Genomic DNA, 19,332 nt, shown 5'->3' with positions numbered 1-19,332 from the left:
ACGAGAATGGCTCCTGTGGTGAAGTCCCCCGGCGGCGTCGAAGATGTGCGAGTGATCACCGACGTGCCGCCCCCCGACGACTCCGCGCCCGACCCCGAACGGCTCCGGCTGGCTCAGGCCGACGCCGGGGAGCAGGACTGGCGCGCATGGGGTCCCTATCTGTCCGAGCGGGCGTGGGGGACGGTACGGGAGGACTACAGCGAGCACGGTACGGCCTGGGACTACTTCCCGCACGACCACGCGCGGTCCAGAGCCTACCGCTGGAGCGAGGACGGCATGGCGGGCGTCTGCGACGACCGGCAGACGTTCTGCTTCGCCCTCGCCCTGTGGAACGGCAGGGACCCGATCCTCAAGGAGCGGATGTTCGGCCTCGGCGGCGACGGCGGCAACCACGGCGAGGACGCCAAGGAATACTGGTGGTACGAGGACTCCACCCCCACCCACTCGTGGATGCGCTGGCGCTACCACTACCCGCAGGCCGCCTTCCCGTACGACGAGCTGGTCGCGGTGAACGCGCTGCGCGGCCGGGACGACACCGAGTACGAGCTGGTCGACACCGGCATCTTCGACGACGACCGGTACTGGGCGGTGACGGTCGACTACGCCAAGGCCACCCCGACGGACCTGTGCGTCGTCGTCACCGTCGCCAACCGGGGCGACCAAGCGGCCACCCTGCACGTGCTGCCCACCCTCTGGTTCCGCAACACCTGGGCGTGGGGGCTGCCCGGCGGTGACCGGGTGCCCCGGCTGGTCGGCGAGGGATCGCGGCTCGTCGGCGAGCACCGGGTGCTCGGTCAGTTGCTGCTGGAGGGCGACGGGGAGCCCACGCCGCTGCTCTGCGACAACGACACCAACGCCGAGCGGCTCTGGGGGCTGCCCGGCCGCTCGGCCTACCCGAAGGACGGCATCAACGACCACGTGGTCGACGGGGCCGACACCGTCAACCCGGCGGGCGAGGGCACCAAGGGCGCGCTGCACTACGTGCTGGAGGTACCCGCCGGGGCACAGCGGCGGATCCGGCTGCGGCTGACCCGTACCGCCCCACCGCCCGGCGGCGCCCCGCCCCCGCCGGCGGACCTGGGTGACGGCTTCGACGCGGTGGTGTGGGCCCGGCGGGCGGAGGCGAACCGGTTCTTCGCCGGCGTCATCCCGGCCGCCGCGACACCTGACGAGACCCTGATCGCCCGGCAGGCGATCGCCGGGCTCATGTGGGGCAAGCAGTTCTACCACTTCGACGTCAAGCGCTGGCTGGAGGGCGATCCCGGCTCCGCGCCCCCGCCACCGGGCCGCCGGCACGGGCGCAACAGCGCCTGGTGGCACATGACGAGCTTCGACGTGATCTCCATGCCGGACCCGTGGGAGTACCCCTGGTACGCGGCCTGGGACCTGGCCTTCCACTGCGTCAGCATCGCGCGGGTCGACCCCGGCTTCGCCAAGGAGCAGCTGCTGCTCCTGCTCCGCGAGTGGTACCTGCACCCCAACGGCCAGATCCCGGCGTACGAGTGGGCGTTCGGCGACGTGAACCCGCCGGTGCACGCGTGGGCGGCGCTGAAGGTCTTCGAGATCGACGGCAGCCGGGACCACGACTTCCTGGCCCGGGTGATGCACAAGTTGCTGCTCAACTTCACCTGGTGGGTCAACCGCAAGGACACCGGCGGCAACAACGTCTTCGAGGGCGGCTTCCTCGGGCTGGACAACGTCGGCCCGTTCGACCGGTCGGCGGCGCTGCCGGTGGCCGGGGTGCTGGAGCAGTCCGACGGCACCGGCTGGATGGGCATGTACGCGCTGAACCTGTTGGACATCGCCGTCGTGCTGGCCGAACACGACCGCACTTGGGTCGACACCGCCACCAAGTTCTTCGAGCACTTCGCCTACATCGCCGCCGCCGCGTACGAGCAGGGCCTGTGGGACGCCGAGGACGCGTTCTTCTACGACGTGCTGCGCCTCGCCGACGGCTCGAAGGTGCCCCTGAAGGTCCGCTCGGTCGTCGGCCTGCTGCCCCTGGCCGCGACGACCCGGCTCACCGCCCACACCCTGCACCGGCTGCCCGAGCTGCACGCCCGGCTGCGCTGGTTCCTCGCCAACCGCCCCGAGTACGCCGACGTCATCGGCGCCCGCCGGCTCGGGCCCGACGGCCGCCAGCACCGGCTGCTGTCCATGGTCGGCCCGGAGCAGATCGTCCGGCTGCTCGCCCGGATGCTCGACACCGACGAGTTCCTCTCCGAGTACGGCCTGCGCACGCTGTCCCGGGCCCACCTCGACAAGCCGTTCTCGGTGACCCTCGGCGGCCAGGAGTTCAGCGTCGGCTACGAGCCGGCCGAGTCGACCAGCGGCCTGTTCGGGGGCAACTCGAACTGGCGCGGCCCGATCTGGATGCCGACCAACTTCCTGCTGATCAGCGCGCTGCGCGACTACGCCGCCTTCTTCGGCGACGACCTCCAGGTGGAGTACCCGACGCGGTCGGGGGTGAAGCGGACCCTCGACGAGATCGCCGACGACCTCTCCGCACGGCTGATCTCGCTGTTCACCCGCGACGACTGGGGCCGACGGCCGATCTACGGCGCCGCCCAGCTCTTCCAGACCCACCCGGACTGGCGGGACCTGATCTGCTTCCCCGAGTACTTCCACGGCGACAACGGCGCCGGGCTGGGCGCCTGGCACCAGACCGGATGGACGGCCCTGGTCGCCGACCTGATCCTCACCCTGCGCCGCTGAGCCTGAATCCACCGGTGGTTGGCGAAGCGGGCCGGTCTGCCCGGCTTGCTCCCTGGTCTTGGTCGTGGTGGTCGGCAGTCGGACCGGGAGTGGGCCGGGCCGTCGTGGCCGACCGATGGTCTCGTAACTCACCGTCAACGTCAGTCAACCGCGCCACCCAGCGGCTGGCGAAGCGAGTCCCGCGCGCCGTGCGGCGTTGTACTGGCGCTCTACGCTCCGGCTCGTGTCGATTCGCAATTTCCGGCCGGTGAATCAGCTCGGTGCGGAGTACCTGGGCGTGTTGACCGTCGTGTCGGCACTCGGCGGCGCACTGGTCGCCACCACGTGGATCCGCGCCGACGTGGCGGCCCTGCCGGGCACGATCCTGTGGTGCCTCGCCTTGATGGCGGCGGCGCTCGTGACCGCACCCGCACAACCTCCCCGCATGGGCATGCTGTGCCTGGCGTGGCTCTTGTCCGGGCTGCTCATGTTCGCCAGCGCGATGGGTTTTTACACCGCCGTCCTCGAAGCGCGTGGCAAGCGGGTCGAGGCCACCGTGACGCAGGTACGCGAGGGTAGGGAGAATGGGCGCCACCTCTACTACGCGTTGGCGGATCCGGAGGGCACACGCATTCCCGGCGAGCTGGGCGCGTGGCCGGGCGCGGAGGTCGGCGCGAACCACAATCCCGAAGGCGAGGTCGGCGCGCGGGTCACGGTGATACGGGACCCGGAGGGCCTGGTCGATCCACGCCTGCCGGACGACGTCGATGCTCCTTCCGCGGTGTTCAACTGGCTCGTGGCCTTCACCATGACCGCCGTGGCCTGCATGCTCGCTGGACGACCGCTGAAGCCCCGGGTCGTGGTGCGCCAGCCGCGCGAGACTTCCGAGACCGGACGTAGCCGAGCCCGGCGGCAACGGCGTAAGCGACGCCTCCGTCGGTCCTGACCTCGCCAGGTGGTGTACACGCCGTCGCACTCCAACCGCAGGGACCGCTTCACACACCGGCTGCCGCCCCCGGGCCTTGTGTGCCGCATCTAAATCCGCAAGAGGTTGCCCAGGCCGGACGTCTCCGAAGCCGAGTACCGGTGGATTCAGGCTCAGCCGAGCAGCGCCAGAGTCGCCAATCCGTCGCGTGGGCGTCACCGTCGGTGCCGCTCACTAGCATCGGCGGAGTGCCGACAGCAGACGGAGCAGACGCCGAGCCGGCCGAGTCCGAGCGCGTCGTCCTCGCCGCGCGGGAACTGGCCGAGGCCGAGGGGTGGGCGGCGGCCACCCACCGCCGGCTGGCCGAGCGGACCGGCATCGACATCGAGGCCCTCTACCGCCGCTTCCCGGACCTGGCCGCGCTCATGTCCGCCGTGGCGTTGCGCGGCTTCGCCGACCTGGCCGCCGCGCTCGCCGCGGCCCGCGCCGCGCCCGCCAGCCACGGCGACTGGCCGGCGGTGGTGGCGGCCTACCTTGACTTCGCGTACGCCAATCCCGAGGTCTACGACGCGATGCTCGCCCACACCTCGGACCTCACCCTGGGCCGCGACCCGGGACCGGGCGCGCCCGGCGCCGCCTTCGCAGAGCTGCGCGCCGGCGTGGCCCCGCTGGCTGCCGGCCGGGATCCCGACACGCTCGCCGAACTCGGCTGGGCGCTGTTGCACGGCACGGTCATGCTCACCCGGGGCGGGCGGCTGCGCCCCGACACGCAGCAGCAGCGGGAGGACATGATCATGTCGGGGCTGCTCGCCGGCACGGAGGCCCCGGCGTCCGCCAGGGACGAGCCGACCCCGCGGAAACTTGGCTGACCGGGCCGACGGGCCCGCAGTACCGTGGCCCCGGCCAGCACGGGGAGGAGAGTCATGGGGAACGCGACGCGCCGCCGCGACGGGCAGGTGCTCGTCTTCGACGCCGACGACACGCTCTGGGAGAACAACGTCCTGTTCGAGCGGGTGATCGACGACTTCCTGGAGTGGCTGGACCATCCGACCCTCGACCGGGCCGAGACCCGGGCCATCCTGGACGACATCGAGCGGGCCAACGCGGTCGCGCACGGCTACGGCAGCAAGGTGTTCCTGCGCAGCCTGGGGGAGTGCCTGGAACGGCTGCGACAGCGGCCCGCGACCGAGGCGGAGCGGCGCGAGATCGAGGAGCTGGCGGCGGCCCTGGTCGCGCACCAGGTGGAGTTGATGCCCGGGGTGGCCGAGGCGCTGGACGCCCTGGCCGCCCGGCACCACCTGCTGCTGCTGACCAAGGGCGAACGCGAGGAGCAGCAGCGCAAGCTCGACGCCTGCGGTCTGCTGCACCACTTCCGGGCCGCGCACATCGTGCCGGAGAAGGACGTCGACACCTACCGGTGGCTGGTCCGGGAGCACGGCGTCGACCCCGCCGTCACCTGGATGATCGGCAACTCCCCGAAGTCCGACATCCTGCCGGCCCGCGCCGCCGGGCTGAACGCCGTGTTCATCCCCAACGACAACACCTGGGTGCTGGAGCACGACGAGCTGGACCCGGCCGACCCGGGCGTGCTGCGGCTGTCCGCGTTTCCCGATTTGCTGCGCCACTTCTGAGCCGCGGCCGGGCCGCCGGGGAGCGGCGGCCGGGCCGCCGGGGAGCCGCGGCGGCGCACCGGACACAATGGTCGCCTCGACGGGAAACAGCGTTGGCCCCGAGGGGCGTGTTACGTCGACATGCCGCTTTTTCACCTTGACATCAATCACGCCGCCTCGGCCCCGACTCGTCCTTGTCCGGGCCCCGGCGGCACGCCTAGCCTGATTCGGCGCTCACGGCCCTTCGGGGTGGGCCGGGAGCGTGCCGAAGTCCGGTTGCCGGGCACACGGAGCTGAGTGCAGGCGGCAGGCTCGCCGCGTCGAGCCCGGCGTGGGCGGCGTGCCACGCCCACGCGCTCACGCGGTGCGTCCGTTACGACGCCGGACGGCTGGGGGCAGGACCGGGGAGTTGCGGCCCCGGTCCTGGCACCCCCGGCGGATCGCCTCTCCGTCGCGCCGCCTGACGGCGGAAAATCCCCCCTGTCGCAGAGCACCGCCGTGGGCGTCGCCACCCGATTCCGGTGGTCCGGCGAGCACGGGCATCTTGCTGGTGTCGCTCGCCGGGCCGGAGCGGCTGGCGGTCGACCCGGCGGCCACCGGCAAAGCTGGTACACGGGTCCGCGCCCGGGCTGTCGACCCGGGCGCGGAATCGTGTTTCCGGTTCAGCAGCTCGGGGCGACGGTGCCCGACGAGCCCGTGTGGACGAAGCCGTCGGAGACGAACCGTCCGTCGCCGATCTTGTCCCAGATATCCGTCCAGTACTGGTAGACGTCGCTCCAGACGCGCGTGCCCCGGGCCTGGCAGATGATCCGTACGGTTGCGCCGTGGGCCACCGTGCCGACCAGGGCGTACGAGGTGCCCGGTCCGGAGCGGACGTTCAGGGCATCTCCACCGGTGTTCACCGTGCCGTAGACCCCGCCGCCGGGGTTGTTCACGCCGTCGCGGGCCTCCGTGAGGTAGTTGCGGTAGGCGCCGTTGGTGTAGGTGGCCCACGCGCTCCATCCCGACCAGCCCCAGATGTCGTGGGCGGCGCGGGCGTTGCAGTAGAGCTCGTAGGCGCAGGCGTCGGTGACCCAGGAGTGGTAGCAGTTGTTGATCTGCCAGGCGCCCCGGTCCAGGGAACCGTTGGGGCAGCCGGACGTCGGGCCGTTGTAGCCCTGCGCGCCCGCCACGCACTGCGACTCGGCCAGCGACACGGCGACCGAGATGACCAGGTTCTCACCGGTCCAGCCGGCGGCCCGGGCGGCTGCGGCGCAGCGTACCGACCGGGCGGTGGCCTGGATGCCCACGTCGTCCGCGTTCGACGCGGCCTGGGCCGCGGGGACCTTCGCGCCGGGCTCGGCCGGGACCGCGGCGGCGGCCGGGCCGCCGGCGTACCCGATGCCGAGGATTGCTACCAGTGCGACCAGCCCACGGGTCATGCGGCCCATGCGTACCACCCCCGGATGTAGTCGAGCGTGTAGACGGTGTTCTTGCCGTCCCAGGTGCCGTCCGTGCCGGCGCCGTACGGGTCGTTGACATAGACGCGACCGTCGTCGAGGTAACCGGTGATCAGCCCGATGTGTCCGTACTGGCCGTAGGCGAAGTTGCCGCTGACCACGACCATCAGGTTTGCGTCGATCTTCGACTTGATCCACGACCAGGTGACGTTGCCGGTCTCGGCGACGGGGTAGCTCACGTGCCGGTTCAGGTAGTCGCCCATCCAGCGGTGCAGGGTGCCCTGGGACGGCGTCTCCACCAACCAGCCGTACGCCCCGGCGAAGTAGTTCCAGTTCGGGTCCGGCGCGGTGGCGTCGTAGGTGGTGCCGTAGGCGGTGTAGCTGTGGGTGATGTACCGGCCGTACGGCGACCAGTGCCGCGACGGCGTGCTGACGTAGTAGCCGTTCTGGTTGGCGAGTTGGTAACCGGCGAGGTCCATCACCGCGCTGGTCGGCCCGCAGGCCGAGTTGCCGTTGAAGTTGTCGGCGGTGTCCCACAACTGGTGGATGAAGGTCGAGCCGACGATCTTGGACTGGACGCCGACGTCCCCGCCGACGTCGTGCCCGCCCGCCGGAGCCTTCGGGGCCGCCCCCTTGGTTGCGGTGGTGACGGCGGTGGCCGGGGCGGCGGTGGCGTCGAGCACCGCCGCGGTCACCGGTCGTGCCGCGTCCACCACCTGGATGCCGTACCGCTCGGAGGCGAGGCGCAGCTGCGCGCCGGCGAAGCCGTCGAGGCGGTAGTTCGGGGTGACGCCCTCGACGAGGCGCTGGGCGGTGGTCGCGGCGAGGTCCCGTACGTACGTGCCGTTGAGCTCGTCGAGCCGCTGCAACGCCCGGGAGCGGCTGGCCGCCTTCTCCGCCGGCGAGACGCACGCCTGGATGGTGTAGGCGACCCGGTCGCCGTCCGGACTCCAGGCCGCCTCGCGGTAGGAGTCGCGGGTGGCGCCCGTACGGATGACCGCCGTGCCATGTTCGTCAGCCAGCAGCAGGCTCGACGAGGTGCCGGCGCACGGGTAGACGTGGTCCGCGACGATCGCGCTGACCCGCTGCGCGCCGTCGATCCGGGTCACCCGGATGTCCCGGTAGACGACGCCCTTTGCGGCGTCGCCGGCCAGTACGGTCCGGGCACCGCCGGTGGCCAGGTTGACCCGGGTCAGCGAGGGACCCGACGGCTCTCCGACGGCGCGGTGGGTGAGCAGCGCCGCGGCGGCGCCCTCCCCCCAGCCGATCAGCTGTACGTCGACGCCGTCGAGACTGGCGACGGGCCGGTCGGCTGCGCCGCCGTCGGGCTGGCGCAGCCGCAGTTGACCCGAGCTGTCGCCGGCCAGCACGTAGCCGAGCCGGCCGTCCGGCGTGTAGACGGCGGAGGTGATCCGTCCGGCAGCGACCCTGGTCAACCGTCCGGTGCCGACGTCGAGGGAGAGCAGTTCGGCGCCGTACCGGCCGTTGAAGTCCCGGATCAGCGCGGCGTGTCGCCCGGTCGGGCTCAGCGTGGTCCGTACCGAATTGCCGGGATCGTCGACCGTGACGGTGGCGCGGGTGACACCGTCGATCCGGACCTGGTAGCCGGCGTCGGACCGGACGGTGTGGATGCCGGCGGCGGCCGGGCCGGCCACCGGGGTCACCGTGGCGGGCCCGGCGGTGGCCGGCGCCACGCCGGCGAGGGCGGCGCAGAGCGCGGCGGCGCAGAGCCCGGCGAGCACCGCCGGCCGGGAGGCCCTGTGCCGTGTGCGTCGGGGTGGTGGATGGCCCGGGCAGGGCAGTGGTTGCATGTGCCCCTCCTTGGAGGTGTACCGCCCGGCCCCGGGGGCGGGACCGGGCGGGACGGGACGGTGGGTCCCGGCCGGCGTCGGCGCCGGCCGGGCGGTGGTCACAGAGCCGGCTCCTGGTTCGCCCTGACGAGACCCAGCGCGGTGCGCAGCGCCAGCGCCACGGCCGTCGGGTCCGCCAGGTGGCTGCGCCGGACCAACAGGGCCGTGGAGACGGGCCACGTGCTGTTCGCCTGACGCATCAGTTCGGCGGTCGCCACGTCGGCCGCTCGGCCGGCGCCGAGGACCCGGTCGGCCGTGGCATCGTCGAGGACGTAGACCCAGACGCGGTACGGGCTCGGATCGTCGGTGAGACCGGGGCCGGCCACCGTGGTGCGTCCGACCCGGTCCGGAAGGTGCGGGGCCGGGCAGCCGAACGTCAGCGCCGTCGCCGGGCTGAAGCGCGCCCTGCCGTAGGCGCCGGTCCAGTTCGGGTCCTGGCGTGCCCGCTCCAGGCCCGCGAGCAGACCGCCGCGGATGGCCTGTCCGTCGGCGTCCATGCCGGCCTCGACGCACATCCGCAGGGACGAGCGGCTGGTGACGAGCAGCCCGTTGGTGGTGTCGACGTGGGCGTGGTCGCCGTGGTCGTGTCCGTGGTCGCGGTCGAGCACGGCCGTCGCGACCGCTCCGGCCGCGACGGCCGACGCGAGACAGGCCGTCAGCGTGGTCAGCAGACGGGTCCTGAGGGAAAGTCGTGCCATCGTGGCCCCCTTGCGGAAACGTCAGGCCATGACGTTCAGGACGGACTGGAAGTCGGACGGGCTCGGATACCAGTTGGTCCAGTTGCCGCAGCCGTAACCCACCACCGTGCTGTGCATGAGGCTCGGCGGGTTGCAGGTGCCGTTGTCGTCGGTCAGCCCGAAGACGTGCCCGAACTCGTGGTTGATGAAGCCCCGCCCCACGTTGTCGAGGCGTCCGCCGGAGCTGAAGACCAGGAAGACGTACGCCCACTGGCTGTCGTAGTGGCCCTGGGCGGCGTCCCACACGGGGTTGTCGTGCTCGACGCAGTTGTAGTAGCCGACGGAGCCGCCGCAGCGCCCGCTCCAGTCCCAGCCGTAGTGGACCTCGATCTCGATGGTGTTGCGCGTCGAGGCCGGGTACGAACTGCAGTTGGCGTTGGTCGCCCAGAGGTCGATGCGCCAGTTGCCCAGGCCGTCCCAGACCTTGCCGGATCCCATCTCGGTCAGTGTCTGCTTGACGAAGGCGCGGGCCGCGCTGTGGCTGACCTTGGACGTGTCGGTGGACTCGACGCAGAACTGCTCGTCGTTGGCGCCCGCCGACGATCCGGACGTGGCGTAGTGCATGTTGTGCAGGTGGCGGGTGGAGGCGGGGTTGGGGTGTGAGGCGTGGGCGGGGCTCGTCGGCACCAGCAGCGCCGCGAGGAGCACGGCGACCCACATCGCCGGCACCCAGGCAGGCAGCCGCTCTCCGGCAGTTCGATCAGACACGGGAGGAACTCCTTTCCCGATGGGAGGTGCGGCGCAGCTTCCCAGCGGTCGTTCTATTTCTGGTATAGACGAGCCGCTATGCTCCGGTGGCATGAGTGGTCGGCTGACCTTCGGGCTGCTCGGTCCGGTGCAGGTCTGGTCGGATGACCAGCCGGTTCCGGCCGGTCCGCCCAGGCAGCGGGCGGTGCTCGCCGCGCTGCTGCTGCACGCCAACCGGGTCACCCCGGTCGACGACATCGTCGACCTGCTCTGGGGCGACGAGCCGCCGCGCACCGCGCGCAAGAACGTCCAGCTCCACGTGTGGCGCCTGCGGCAGTTGGTGGGTGACCGGCTGGCGTCGGACCCACCTGGCTACCGCATCACCGTCGGCCCGGCCGAGCTGGACGTGTCCCGGTTCGACGCCCTGCTCGGGTCCGGCCGCGCGGCGGTGGGGTCCGGCCTGACCGAGAAGGCCGCCACGCTCTACCGGTCCGCGCTCGACCTGTGGCGTGGGGACCCGCTGGCCGACGTGGCGTGCCTGGGCAGTTTCGGCGTCAACGTCGCGTGGTTGGACCGGCAGCGGCTGACGGCGTACGAGGAGTACGTCGACCTCGGGCTGGAGCTGGGCCGACACCATGACATGTTGACCGTGCTCGACGAACTCGTCGCGCGGTACCCGCTGCACGAACGCTTCGCCGAGCAGCAGGTCATGACGCTGCAACACCTCGGTCGCCGCGGCGAGGCCGTCGATGCCTACCGGCGCTGTCGTCGCGCGTTGGCCGACGAGCTCAAGCTGGAACCGGGCCCGGTGCTGCACCGGCTCGGCGAACTGGCCGGCAAGGCGGCTCCGACCGACACCGAGGCGCCCGGGCCGGCGGGTGGGCCTGCCCGGCAGCTGCCGCACACCGTGCCGACACTCGTCGGACGGGACGGGGCACTCGCGACACTGCGTGACTCGCTGGCCACCGGGCCCGGACGCGTCATGCCGCTGTGTGTGGTCAGCGGCCCGGCCGGGGTCGGCAAGTCGGCGCTGGCGGTGCAGGCGGCACACCAGGTGGCCGGCGCCTTTCCCGACGGCCAACTCTACGTGGACCTTCGCGGCGCCACGGCCGGCGTGTGTCCGGTGCCGCCCCTGGACGTGCTGGGCCGCCTCCTGCGGGGGCTCGGTGTCGCCGAGGCGGCGATCCCCGTCGACGTGGCCGAGGCGTCGGCCACGCTGCGTTCGCTGCTGGTCGGCCGGCGGGTGCTGCTGGTGCTCGACAACGCCCACGACGCGGGTCAGGTGCGACCCCTGATCCCGGCGGACGACGGGTGCGCCGTCCTGGTGACCTCCCGACGCAGCCTCACCGACGTCGACGGCGCCACCCACCTGGAACTCGACGTGCTCGACGACGCCGACGCCGTCGACCTGCTCCGCCGGCTCGTCGGCAGCACCCGGGTCACCGCCGAGGCCGACACCGCGGTGCGGATGGTCCGCCGGCTGGGCGGACTGCCCCTGGCGATCCGGATCGCGGGCGCGCGCCTGGCAGCCAGGCCGAACTGGACGCTGGCGACGCTCGACGGCCGCCTGCGCGACAAGCACCGCCGGCTGCACGAGCTGCGCCTGGGCGACATCGCGGTACGCACCAGCTTCCTGGTCAGCTACCAGCACCTGACGCATCCACTTGCGACGCGGCTGTTCGGGCTCATCGGCGCGGTCGACGGCCCGGACGTCACCTGCGCGGTGGCCGCCGCGCTGCTCGACGTCGACCTGCCGCCGGCACTCGACGCGCTCGACGAACTGGTCGACGCGCGACTGCTCGACGAGCCGGTGGCGAACAGGTACGCGATGCACGACCTGATCCGACTCTTCGCCCGCGAGCGTGCCGAAGAGGAGCCGGGGCCGCAACGGACGGCGGCCGTGAACCGGATGCTCGCGCACCACCTGGAGCGGACCCGCCACGCGTTGGCGCTGCTGCGGCCGGGCACCCGGGCGCCGTCGATCACCGGCCCGTCACATTTCGCCGACGCCGACGCGGCACTGGACTGGCTGGCCGCCGAACGACCGAACCTGGTGGCGGCCGTCGTCCAGTCGGCAGCCTCGTCGGCCACCGCGCAGCTGGGCGTCGACCTGGCCGACAGTCTCTTCCTGTTCTTCGAGATGCGCGGTCACGTGGGTGACTGGATCACCGTGGACCAGGCGGGTATCGCCGCGGCGGAGCGGCTGGGCGACCGGGCGGCGCAGGCCGGTCTGCTGCACGACCTGGCGGTGGCGTACTTCCATCTGCACCGCACCGACGAGGCGACGCGTCTGCTGCGACGCAGTTTGGAGATCAGCCACGCCGCGGGCGACGACGGGGGCCAGGCACGAGCGCTCAACCAACTCGGCGTCCTGCACGGGATGGCCGGCGAGTACGACCGGTCGGCCGAGTGCTTCAAGAGCAGCCTGCGGCTGCGCCAGCGGCTCGGCGACCTCCGCTCCTGCGCCGCGACGAAGGGCAACATCGGCATGGCGTACCGCCTGGCCGGCCGCTACGAGGAGTCGATCCGCTTCTGCCGGGCGGCGGCCCGCCTCGCCCGCCGCAGCGCCGCCCCGGAGATCGAGGCCAACGCGCTGGGCAATCTCGGCGAGGTGCAGTGCCTGCTCGGGCGCTACCGCTCCGCGCTGCACTACCTGCGGCGCGGCCTGGCCGTCGCCGGCGTACCGGTGAACGAACGCAACCGGGGCAGCATGATGGGCACCCTGGCCGAGGCGTGCCTCGGCGACGGCCAGATCGGCCCGGCCATCAGGTATGCCGAACTGGCCGTGGAGGCGATGCGCCGGGCCGACTTCCGGCACGGAGAGGCGGCGGCACTGCGCCGAGTCGGCCTGATGCGGTGCCAGCACGGTGACGCCGCCCGCGGGATCCAACAGCTCCGGCTGGCGCTGGCCCTCTTCACCGAGGTGGGCAGCGTCGAGGCCGACGAGATCCGCGCGCAACTGCGGGCCCAGGTCGCGCTCCAGGGGGTTCACCGCGGGCGCTCGCGCGCTGGTGCCAGCTGATCACGACCTGGCCGGCCGGGTGTCGGCCTCGCGGCAGGAGGCGGCGGGCCGGCGATGTGTGGCGCGCAAGCATGGGGGGCGGGGTGGCCGAGCCCCACGCGCGAATGCGGCGAGCGGACGGCGGTGCGGTTCAGCTCGCGACGAGCTGCGCTCACCGCATGTGCAGCCACCCGCCGTCCACCGGGAAGGACTGGCCGCTGATGAAGCGGGCGCCGTCGCCGGCCAGGAACACCAGTAGCGGGACGAGGTCGGTGCTGGGATCGCCCAGCTTGCCGCCGATGGGAATCTGGGTGGCCATCATCGCGTCGTGTTCGGCGAGTTCCTCCGCGTTCAGGCGATCACGGTAGTCGTCGTACATGCCCGTCCACATCGCTGGCGCGACCGCGTTGACGGTGATGTCGTGCGGCGCCCATTCCTGAGCGACGGCACGGGTCCACACGTGCACGGCGGCCTTGCTCGCCGAGTAGGCGGCCTGCATCGGTACTCCCACGATGCCGGACCGGGAGCCGAAGTTGATGATGGCACCGCCGTTGGCCCGCAGGTGGGTGAAGGCTGCGGAGTTGGTGTTGCGGGTGCCCTTGGCGTTGACGGCGAAGACCGCGTCCCAGTCGGCGTCGGGGATCTCGGCGGAGGGGCCGCCACGTTCGATGCCGGCCACGTTGACCAGAACGTCCAGGCCGCCCAGCAGCGGGACGACTTCGTCGAACACGGCGTTGACGGACTGCTGGTCCGACACGTCACAGCGGCGGCGGATGATGTCGCCCGCGTCGGACTCCGAGCCGTCGAACTTCAGGTCGAGCGCGGCTACCCGGGCGCCTTCGGCCACGTAGCCGGCAACGATCGCCGCTCCGATTCCCTGGGCCCCACCAGTCACGATAATCCGTTTTCCACTGAGCTGGCCTGCCATGAGGACCTCTTCCCGCGGATCGAGTTCGGAACTATCCGTCCGCTATGTCCTATCAGCTTCCCCGCTCGGGCGAGCCCGAACGCAGCGACTGCGTCGAGCACGTCGAACGCGCCGCGTGGCAGATCCCCGACCAGGTATTCGACGGTCGGTCGCATGGTTCAGGAGACCTCGCCGCGCACGATCGCCACCGCCACCCGGCAGAACTCGTCCATGTCGGGGTTGAAGCCGGCGGCGATGTCCGGGTGCAGCCCCGAGCGCGTCTCGTCGAGCAGCCGCTGGCAGACCTGCTCCACCGGCTCACCGGCGTAGCTGGCGCTGACCCGTTCCGTGGCGGCCTGCAAAGCCGAGGTCAGCTGGTCCTCCAGCGGGCCCTGCAGCTTCTGCTGCACGGGATCGAGCCCGCGAGGGTCCAGCGTGACATGTGGCTCCGACATCGGCGCTCCCTTCGTCGGCGTCCGCGGTACCCCACCGCGGCCGTCGGTCAAACCACGTGCGGTACGGCGGCCACCCGCACCCGGTACGAGAAGTCCTCGGCCGGCTCCTCCGCGTACGACAGCCGGCGGATCTGCCGGTCGTCGTCGTAGAGGGCGACGTCCACCAGGACGCCGAGGTGGGCCAGGCCGATGCTGGCCACCCGCTTCTTGTCCTGCAGCACCGCGCACACCCCGCCGAGCAGGGTGCTGGCGTCGGAGGTGCGGTGCCCGGGCGGGCAGCGCAGCACGAGGTCCACCTCGATCGGCCCCGACAGCGGCGTCCAGCCGGTGCGCTGGGCCGCTTCGCAGGCCGCCTGGAGCAGGGCGCGGACCCTCGTCGCCTGCCGGTGCCCGGCGGCGAAGACGGACAGCGCCTCGGTCCTGACCGGTGGCAGGCCACCCACCTCGAACGTCAGGGCGAGAGCGCGGGTGTCCTGCACGGCGGCACCTCCTCGTTGGCAACGATCCTGCCCAACGCAGCCGGCGGTGGCGTGGGTTCCCGCGAGAACCCACCGATCGGGGCGGGGTGGGGCGATCTTGTTACGGTGTGGTCGTGACGGGTGGAGCGGCTGGTTGGGGAAGGAAGGTCCTGCTCTGGGCCGGACTTCCCTTCCTCGCGCTCCTCGGGCTGGGCCTCGGCGTACCCGACGTCGCCCCGGCATGGCAGGCGAGGTCCGGTGGCGGCACGGCGGGGACGTTCACCGCCCTGCACGAGAAGTGCAGCCGCTACTGCGTCTGGTACGGCGACTTCGTCCCGGACGGGGGCGGGACGCCGCGTCACGACGTCATCGTCTACGACGGGCCGGACCGGCTGACTTCGGGGACCACCGTGGCGGCCCGCGACACCGGCGCCCACAGGGGCGTCTTCGCGGTCCAGGGCGGCGACACCTGGCTGCTCTTCTCCGGGCTGGCGGGGGCCGGCGTGCTCGCCGCGATCGGCTGGGTGGTGCTGCTGGTGCGCGCGATGACCAGCCGGCGCCGGCCCGGGAAGGCGACGCCGCAGGTCAGTGGCGGGCGCGCTTGACCTCGTGGAAGGCCGGCATCCGGATCAGGGGTAGCAGCGAGTCCCAGATCGTCAGGGCGTCGTCGGTGCCGGGGACCTCCGTCAGGATCGGGCCGTGGATGCCCCGCTCGGCGCCCGGGACCATGAGCACCGGCGCGCCGATGTCCGGGCCGGCCGAGGCGTACGCCAGGGCGTGCGACTCGCGTACCGCCTCGTCCCAGCGGTCGTCGTCTAGCGCCGGCGCGGCCGCACCCAGGCCTGCCGCCTCGACGGCCGCGTCCACGATCTTCGCCGACAGCGGGTTGCCCGCGTCGTGGCTACGGGCGCCGACCTCGGCGTAGAACCGGGCGACGTCGTCGTGGCGGCCCTCGGCGCGCAGCGACTCCACCAGCCGCAGCGCCCGGCTTGAGGCGGTCATCGCGTCGGCGAACTCCGGTGGCACCCGACCCGAGTTGAGGATGGCCAGGCTGAACGCCCGCCACTCGATGTGCAGGCCCCGGGCGTCGGCGACCGCGACGAGCCAGCGGGAGGTGCGCCAGGTCCACGGGCAGGCGGGGTCGAGGAAGAAGGTGGCGTCCATCGGCCGAGCCTACGGGCGGCCGGGCCGGCCCGCACGGCGGTGATCCGCGCCACAGCCGGTGCTGTCGGAGCCCTCGCGGCAGCGTCAGGTTTCGCAACTTCGCAGGTCGGGCAGTGTTGGGGCCACGAAACGTCCGGGCGACGCAACCGCTGGTCAGACGGCCCGAACGGCTCGCCGTGCGCCGGGGCGCGGAGCCTCTCCCCGGTCTTGGCCGACACGAGGGGAGGGGTGATGAGCGACCCTGACAAGGCCCGACGCCGACGGCGGCCACGGGTGCGCGCGGTGGCTGCCGCCGCGGCGTTGACGCTGGTGGCACCGATGGCGGCCGCCTGCGGTTCCGACGGGGACGGCGGCACACCCACGATCAACCTGTACTACCCGCCGGAGCAGAACCTGCAGAAGGTCGTCGACGACTGCAACGCGCAGGCCCAGGGGCGCTACAAGATCGTCCTCCGGGTGCTGCCCCGGCAGGCCGACGACCAGCGGGTGCAGATGGTCCGCCGGTTGGCCGCGCAGGACAGCGGGATGGACGTCCTCGGCCTCGACGTGACCTGGACCCAGGAGTTCGCCAGCGCCGACTGGATCAGGGAGTGGACCGGGCAGGACCGGGCCGAGGTCGAGCAGGGCACCCTCGCCGGCCCGCTGGAGACGGCGCGCTACGAGGACAAGCTCTACGGCGCGCCGAAGAACACCAACGTCCAGCTGCTCTGGTACCGCAAGGACCTGGTGCCGCAGCCGCCGAAGACGTGGGACCAGATGATCTCCACCGCCCAGGAGCTGAAGCAGCAGGGCAAGCCTTACCAGGTCCTCACCATGGGCGCCCAGTACGAGGGCCTCGTCGTCCTCTACAACACCCTCGCCGAGAGCGCCGGTGGCAAGATCCTCAGCGACGACGGCAAGCAGGCCGTCATGGACGAGGGCACCGTGCGGGCGCTGGAGCAGCTCCAGCGCTTCGCCACGTCAGGCGTGACGTCGCCGTCGTTCAGCAACGCCACCGAGGACCCGGTCCGGCTGGAGTTCCAGTCCGGCGACGGCGCGTTCCAGGTCAACTGGCCGTTCGTCTACCCGGCGCTGCAGGAGGCCGACCCGGAGCTGGCGAAGCAGGTCGGCTGGGCCCGTGTCCCGGGCGTCAACGAGAACACGCCGAGCAAGGTCACCATCGGCGGGATCAACATGGCGGTCAGCGCCTACTCGAAGCACCCCGAGGAGTCCTTCGAGGCGGCCCGCTGCATCCGCAGCGAGAAGAACCAGAAGTTCTCCGCGGTCAACGACGGCGTGCCGCCGACCATCGAGAAGGTCTACGCCGACCCGGAGATGGCCGAGGCGTACCCGATGCGGGACACCATCCTCGAAGAGCTCAAGGAGCCGGCGGTCCGTCCGCTGACCCCGGCGTACCAGAGCATCTCCACCGTCATGTCGGCGATCCTGTCGCCGCCGTCGGCGATCCGGCCCGAGCAGACCGCCGACGAGCTGCGCGACGCCATCGCCGACGCCCTCGAATCGAAGGGGGTCCTGCCGTGAGCCAGCGCACCCGGCGACTCGACGCCGACCGCCCGGAGGTGGCGGCATGAGCGTCAACGCCACGCCGGCGGGCGCCGACGTGGCCGCCGACGAGACGGCCGCCCGGCCCGGCCGGGACGCCAAGGTGCCGGCCCAGCGCGCCGGTCGGGGCCGTAAGGCCCCGCTGAGCGAGAACAAGAAGGCCGAGCGCCGGCTGGGCTGGCTGCTCTGCGCACCCGCCGCGCTGGTCATGGTGCTGGTGACCGCGTACCCGATCATCTACTCGGTCTGGCTGTCCCTCCAGCGTTACGACCTGCGCTTCCCCGCCGAGCGCGAGTTCGTCGGGCTGGAGAACTACGCCACCGTGCTGACCAACGAGTTCTGGTGGACGGCCTTCGGGGTCACCGCGCTGATCACGGTGGTCACCGTCGCCGTCGAGCTGGTGCTCGGCATGGGACTGGCGCTGATCATGCACCGTACGCTGGTCGGCCGGGGCATCGTGCGGACCGCCGCGCTGATCCCGTACGGCATCGTCACGGTCGTCGCGGCCTTCTCCTGGCGGTACGCGTGGACGCCGGGCACGGGCTACCTGGCCAACCTGTTCAGCGACGGCGCGCCCCTGACCGAGCGGGCCAGCTCGCTGGCGATCATCATGCTGGCCGAGATCTGGAAGACCACACCGTTCATGGCGCTGCTGCTCATGGCCGGCCTCGCCCTGGTGCCGGAGGACCTGCTCAAGGCCGCCTCCACCGACGGCGCCACCTCCTGGCAGCGCTTCACCAAGGTGATGCTGCCGGTGATGAAGCCGGCGATCCTGGTCGCGCTGCTGTTCCGCACCCTCGACGCGTTCCGGGTCTTCGACAACATCTTCGTGCTGACCGCGGGCGGCAACGAGACCTCGTCGGTGTCGATGCTCGCCTACAACAACCTGATCCGGGGCCTGAACCTCGGCATCGGGTCGACGATGTCGGTGCTGATCTTCCTCACCGTGGCGATCATCGCCTTCGTCTTCGTGAAGCTGTTCGGTACCGCTGCCCCCGGCAGCGACGACGGGGAGAGGCGTTGAGATGGCTGACACCACCACCCGGGCCAAGCTGCGCTGGGGCCTGCTGGACGCCATCGTGGTCGTCTTCGCGCTGGTGCCGGTGCTCTGGATCATGTCTTTGTCGTTCAAGACGCCGGCGACCCTGACCGACGGGAAGTTCATCCCGCAGGAGTGGACGCTCGACAACTACCGGACGATCTTCCAGACCGACCAGTTCGTCCGGGCCCTGGTCAACTCGATCGGCATCGCGCTGATCGCCACCGTGATCGCCGTCGTGCTCGGCGCCATGGCCGCGTACGCGATCTCCCGGCTGGACTTCCCCGGCAAGCGGCTGCTGGTCGGGGTCTCCCTGCTGATCGCGATGTTCCCGCAGGTGTCCCTGGTGTCGCCGCTGTTCGAGATCGAGCGGCAGCTCGGCCTCTTCGACACCTGGCCGGGCCTGATCCTGCCGTACATCACCTTCGCGCTGCCGCTGGCGATCTACACGCTGTCGGCGTTCTTCAAGCAGATCCCGTGGGACCTCGAGAAGGCGGCGAAGATGGACGGCGCCACGCAGGCCCAGGCGTTCCGGCGGGTCATCGCCCCGCTCGCCGCGCCCGGACTGTTCACCACGGCGATCCTGGTCTTCATCTTCTGCTGGAACGACTTCCTCTTCGCCATCACGCTGACCTCCACCGAGCGGGCGCGCACGGTGCCGGTGGCGCTGTCGTTCTTCACCGGCGAGTCGCAGTTCGAGGACCCCACCGGGGCGATCTGCGCCGCCGCCGTGGTGATCACCGTTCCGATCATCCTGTTCGTCCTCTTCTTCCAGCGCCGCATCGTCTCCGGCCTGACCTCCGGCGCAGTCAAGGGATAGGTGG

At 71.7% G+C, this 19,332-nt stretch carries 17 protein-coding genes; 9 read left to right on the top strand and 8 right to left on the bottom strand.

Annotated features, from left to right (window positions below; translation table 11 throughout):
* The first annotated feature begins 6 nt into the window (after nt 1–6).
* The 4 genes from ACPXCB_RS11545 (at nt 7) to ACPXCB_RS11530 (ending at nt 5,250) form a co-directional block, all read left to right on the top strand.
* Entirely contained in the window at nt 7–2,715 is a 2,709-nt protein-coding gene (locus ACPXCB_RS11545) for an MGH1-like glycoside hydrolase domain-containing protein (RefSeq protein WP_425874690.1), read from the top strand.
* A gap of 223 nt (nt 2,716–2,938) precedes the next feature.
* Nucleotides 2,939–3,640, top strand: coding sequence for a hypothetical protein (locus ACPXCB_RS11540; RefSeq protein WP_425874688.1), 702 nt, complete (start codon nt 2,939–2,941; stop codon nt 3,638–3,640).
* 227 nt (nt 3,641–3,867) lie between these two features.
* Complete coding sequence (locus ACPXCB_RS11535; protein ID WP_425874686.1) at nt 3,868–4,488, top strand: TetR/AcrR family transcriptional regulator; 621 nt, start codon at nt 3,868–3,870, stop codon at nt 4,486–4,488.
* A gap of 54 nt (nt 4,489–4,542) precedes the next feature.
* The gene (locus tag ACPXCB_RS11530; protein WP_425874684.1) at nt 4,543–5,250 is read left to right on the top strand and encodes an HAD family hydrolase; all 708 of its coding nucleotides are present in this window, start codon (nt 4,543–4,545) and stop codon (nt 5,248–5,250) included.
* A gap of 641 nt (nt 5,251–5,891) precedes the next feature.
* Here ACPXCB_RS11530 and ACPXCB_RS11525 read toward each other — a convergent pair.
* The 4 genes from ACPXCB_RS11525 to ACPXCB_RS11510 form a co-directional block, all read right to left on the bottom strand.
* The gene (locus ACPXCB_RS11525) at nt 5,892–6,659 is read right to left on the bottom strand and encodes an SH3 domain-containing protein (protein WP_425874682.1); all 768 of its coding nucleotides are present in this window, start codon (nt 6,657–6,659) and stop codon (nt 5,892–5,894) included.
* Nucleotides 6,647–8,479 carry a C39 family peptidase gene (locus ACPXCB_RS11520; RefSeq protein ID WP_425874681.1) on the bottom strand — a complete coding sequence of 611 codons (1,833 nt, stop codon included), beginning with the start codon at nt 8,477–8,479 and terminating at the stop codon, nt 6,647–6,649. The genes ACPXCB_RS11525 and ACPXCB_RS11520 overlap by 13 nt, the downstream gene beginning before the upstream one ends.
* 98 nt (nt 8,480–8,577) lie before the next feature.
* A complete protein-coding gene (locus tag ACPXCB_RS11515; protein ID WP_425874679.1) occupies nt 8,578–9,216 on the bottom strand; it encodes a hypothetical protein in 639 nt (212 codons plus the stop codon).
* Between the two features lie 21 nt (nt 9,217–9,237).
* Nucleotides 9,238–9,963, bottom strand: coding sequence for a hypothetical protein (locus ACPXCB_RS11510; RefSeq protein ID WP_425874677.1), 726 nt, complete (start codon nt 9,961–9,963; stop codon nt 9,238–9,240).
* 91 nt (nt 9,964–10,054) lie between these two features.
* Between ACPXCB_RS11510 and ACPXCB_RS11505 the strand changes: the two genes are divergently transcribed.
* Nucleotides 10,055–12,964: an AfsR/SARP family transcriptional regulator gene (locus ACPXCB_RS11505; protein WP_425874675.1), complete on the top strand. Its 2,910-nt coding sequence runs from the start codon at nt 10,055–10,057 to the stop codon at nt 12,962–12,964.
* A 151-nt stretch (nt 12,965–13,115) separates the two neighbouring features.
* Here ACPXCB_RS11505 and ACPXCB_RS11500 read toward each other — a convergent pair whose 3' ends face one another.
* The 3 genes from ACPXCB_RS11500 to ACPXCB_RS11490 all read right to left on the bottom strand — a co-directional run bounded on the left by ACPXCB_RS11500 (nt 13,116) and on the right by ACPXCB_RS11490 (nt 14,784).
* The gene (locus tag ACPXCB_RS11500) at nt 13,116–13,871 is read right to left on the bottom strand and encodes an SDR family NAD(P)-dependent oxidoreductase (protein WP_425874673.1); all 756 of its coding nucleotides are present in this window, start codon (nt 13,869–13,871) and stop codon (nt 13,116–13,118) included.
* Nucleotides 13,872–14,029: 158 nt separating this feature from the next.
* On the bottom strand, nt 14,030–14,305 hold the full coding sequence (locus tag ACPXCB_RS11495) for a hypothetical protein (RefSeq protein ID WP_311412954.1): 276 nt from the start codon (nt 14,303–14,305) through the stop codon (nt 14,030–14,032).
* Between the two features lie 47 nt (nt 14,306–14,352).
* Nucleotides 14,353–14,784 carry a hypothetical protein gene (locus tag ACPXCB_RS11490; protein ID WP_425874671.1) on the bottom strand — a complete coding sequence of 144 codons (432 nt, stop codon included), beginning with the start codon at nt 14,782–14,784 and terminating at the stop codon, nt 14,353–14,355.
* Between the two features lie 113 nt (nt 14,785–14,897).
* Here ACPXCB_RS11490 and ACPXCB_RS11485 point away from each other — a divergent pair, with 113 nt between their 5' ends.
* Nucleotides 14,898–15,368: a hypothetical protein gene (locus tag ACPXCB_RS11485; protein WP_425874670.1), complete on the top strand. Its 471-nt coding sequence runs from the start codon at nt 14,898–14,900 to the stop codon at nt 15,366–15,368.
* Here the strand turns inward: ACPXCB_RS11485 and ACPXCB_RS11480 are convergent.
* Nucleotides 15,349–15,927 (bottom strand): DsbA family protein, encoded by a 579-nt coding sequence (locus tag ACPXCB_RS11480; protein ID WP_425874668.1) that lies wholly within the window; start codon nt 15,925–15,927, stop codon nt 15,349–15,351. The two genes, ACPXCB_RS11485 and ACPXCB_RS11480, sit on opposite strands and share 20 nt — an antisense overlap.
* 231 nt (nt 15,928–16,158) lie before the next feature.
* On the opposite strand from ACPXCB_RS11480, the gene ACPXCB_RS11475 reads away from it, so the two are divergent.
* From ACPXCB_RS11475 to ACPXCB_RS11465, 3 genes are read left to right on the top strand one after another with little or no spacing between them, the layout of a single operon-like run.
* Nucleotides 16,159–17,448 (top strand): ABC transporter substrate-binding protein, encoded by a 1,290-nt coding sequence (locus ACPXCB_RS11475; protein ID WP_425874666.1) that lies wholly within the window; start codon nt 16,159–16,161, stop codon nt 17,446–17,448.
* A gap of 46 nt (nt 17,449–17,494) precedes the next feature.
* Entirely contained in the window at nt 17,495–18,493 is a 999-nt protein-coding gene (locus ACPXCB_RS11470; protein WP_425874664.1) for a carbohydrate ABC transporter permease, read from the top strand.
* A gap of 1 nt (nt 18,494) precedes the next feature.
* Nucleotides 18,495–19,328 carry a carbohydrate ABC transporter permease gene (locus ACPXCB_RS11465; protein ID WP_121400801.1) on the top strand — a complete coding sequence of 278 codons (834 nt, stop codon included), beginning with the start codon at nt 18,495–18,497 and terminating at the stop codon, nt 19,326–19,328.
* The last annotated feature ends 4 nt before the right edge of the window (nt 19,329–19,332 follow it).

It is taken from the genome of Micromonospora sp. DT62 (genome assembly GCF_049847285.1).
Classification (GTDB): Bacteria; Actinomycetota; Actinomycetes; order Mycobacteriales; family Micromonosporaceae; genus Micromonospora; species Micromonospora reichwaldensis.
The sequence above is the reverse complement of the archived record's forward strand: the minus strand, read 5'-3'. Positions and strand labels throughout refer to the sequence as shown.

What these genes read in the sequence shown, in the direction of transcription:
- ACPXCB_RS11545 (WP_425874690.1), top strand. Translation starts at nt 7, where the DNA reads ATGGCTCCTGTGGTGAAGTCCCCCGGCGGCGTCGAAGATGTGCGAGTG.
- ACPXCB_RS11530 (WP_425874684.1), top strand. Translation starts at nt 4,543, where the DNA reads ATGGGGAACGCGACGCGCCGCCGCGACGGGCAGGTGCTCGTCTTCGAC.
- ACPXCB_RS11525 (WP_425874682.1), bottom strand. Translation starts at nt 6,659, where the DNA reads ATGGGCCGCATGACCCGTGGGCTGGTCGCACTGGTAGCAATCCTCGGC.
- ACPXCB_RS11520 (WP_425874681.1), bottom strand. Translation starts at nt 8,479, where the DNA reads ATGCAACCACTGCCCTGCCCGGGCCATCCACCACCCCGACGCACACGG.
- ACPXCB_RS11515 (WP_425874679.1), bottom strand. Translation starts at nt 9,216, where the DNA reads ATGGCACGACTTTCCCTCAGGACCCGTCTGCTGACCACGCTGACGGCC.
- ACPXCB_RS11505 (WP_425874675.1), top strand. Translation starts at nt 10,055, where the DNA reads ATGAGTGGTCGGCTGACCTTCGGGCTGCTCGGTCCGGTGCAGGTCTGG.
- ACPXCB_RS11500 (WP_425874673.1), bottom strand. Translation starts at nt 13,871, where the DNA reads ATGGCAGGCCAGCTCAGTGGAAAACGGATTATCGTGACTGGTGGGGCC.
- ACPXCB_RS11495 (WP_311412954.1), bottom strand. Translation starts at nt 14,305, where the DNA reads ATGTCGGAGCCACATGTCACGCTGGACCCTCGCGGGCTCGATCCCGTG.
- ACPXCB_RS11480 (WP_425874668.1), bottom strand. Translation starts at nt 15,927, where the DNA reads ATGGACGCCACCTTCTTCCTCGACCCCGCCTGCCCGTGGACCTGGCGC.
- ACPXCB_RS11475 (WP_425874666.1), top strand. Translation starts at nt 16,159, where the DNA reads ATGAGCGACCCTGACAAGGCCCGACGCCGACGGCGGCCACGGGTGCGC.
- ACPXCB_RS11470 (WP_425874664.1), top strand. Translation starts at nt 17,495, where the DNA reads ATGAGCGTCAACGCCACGCCGGCGGGCGCCGACGTGGCCGCCGACGAG.
- ACPXCB_RS11465 (WP_121400801.1), top strand. Translation starts at nt 18,495, where the DNA reads ATGGCTGACACCACCACCCGGGCCAAGCTGCGCTGGGGCCTGCTGGAC.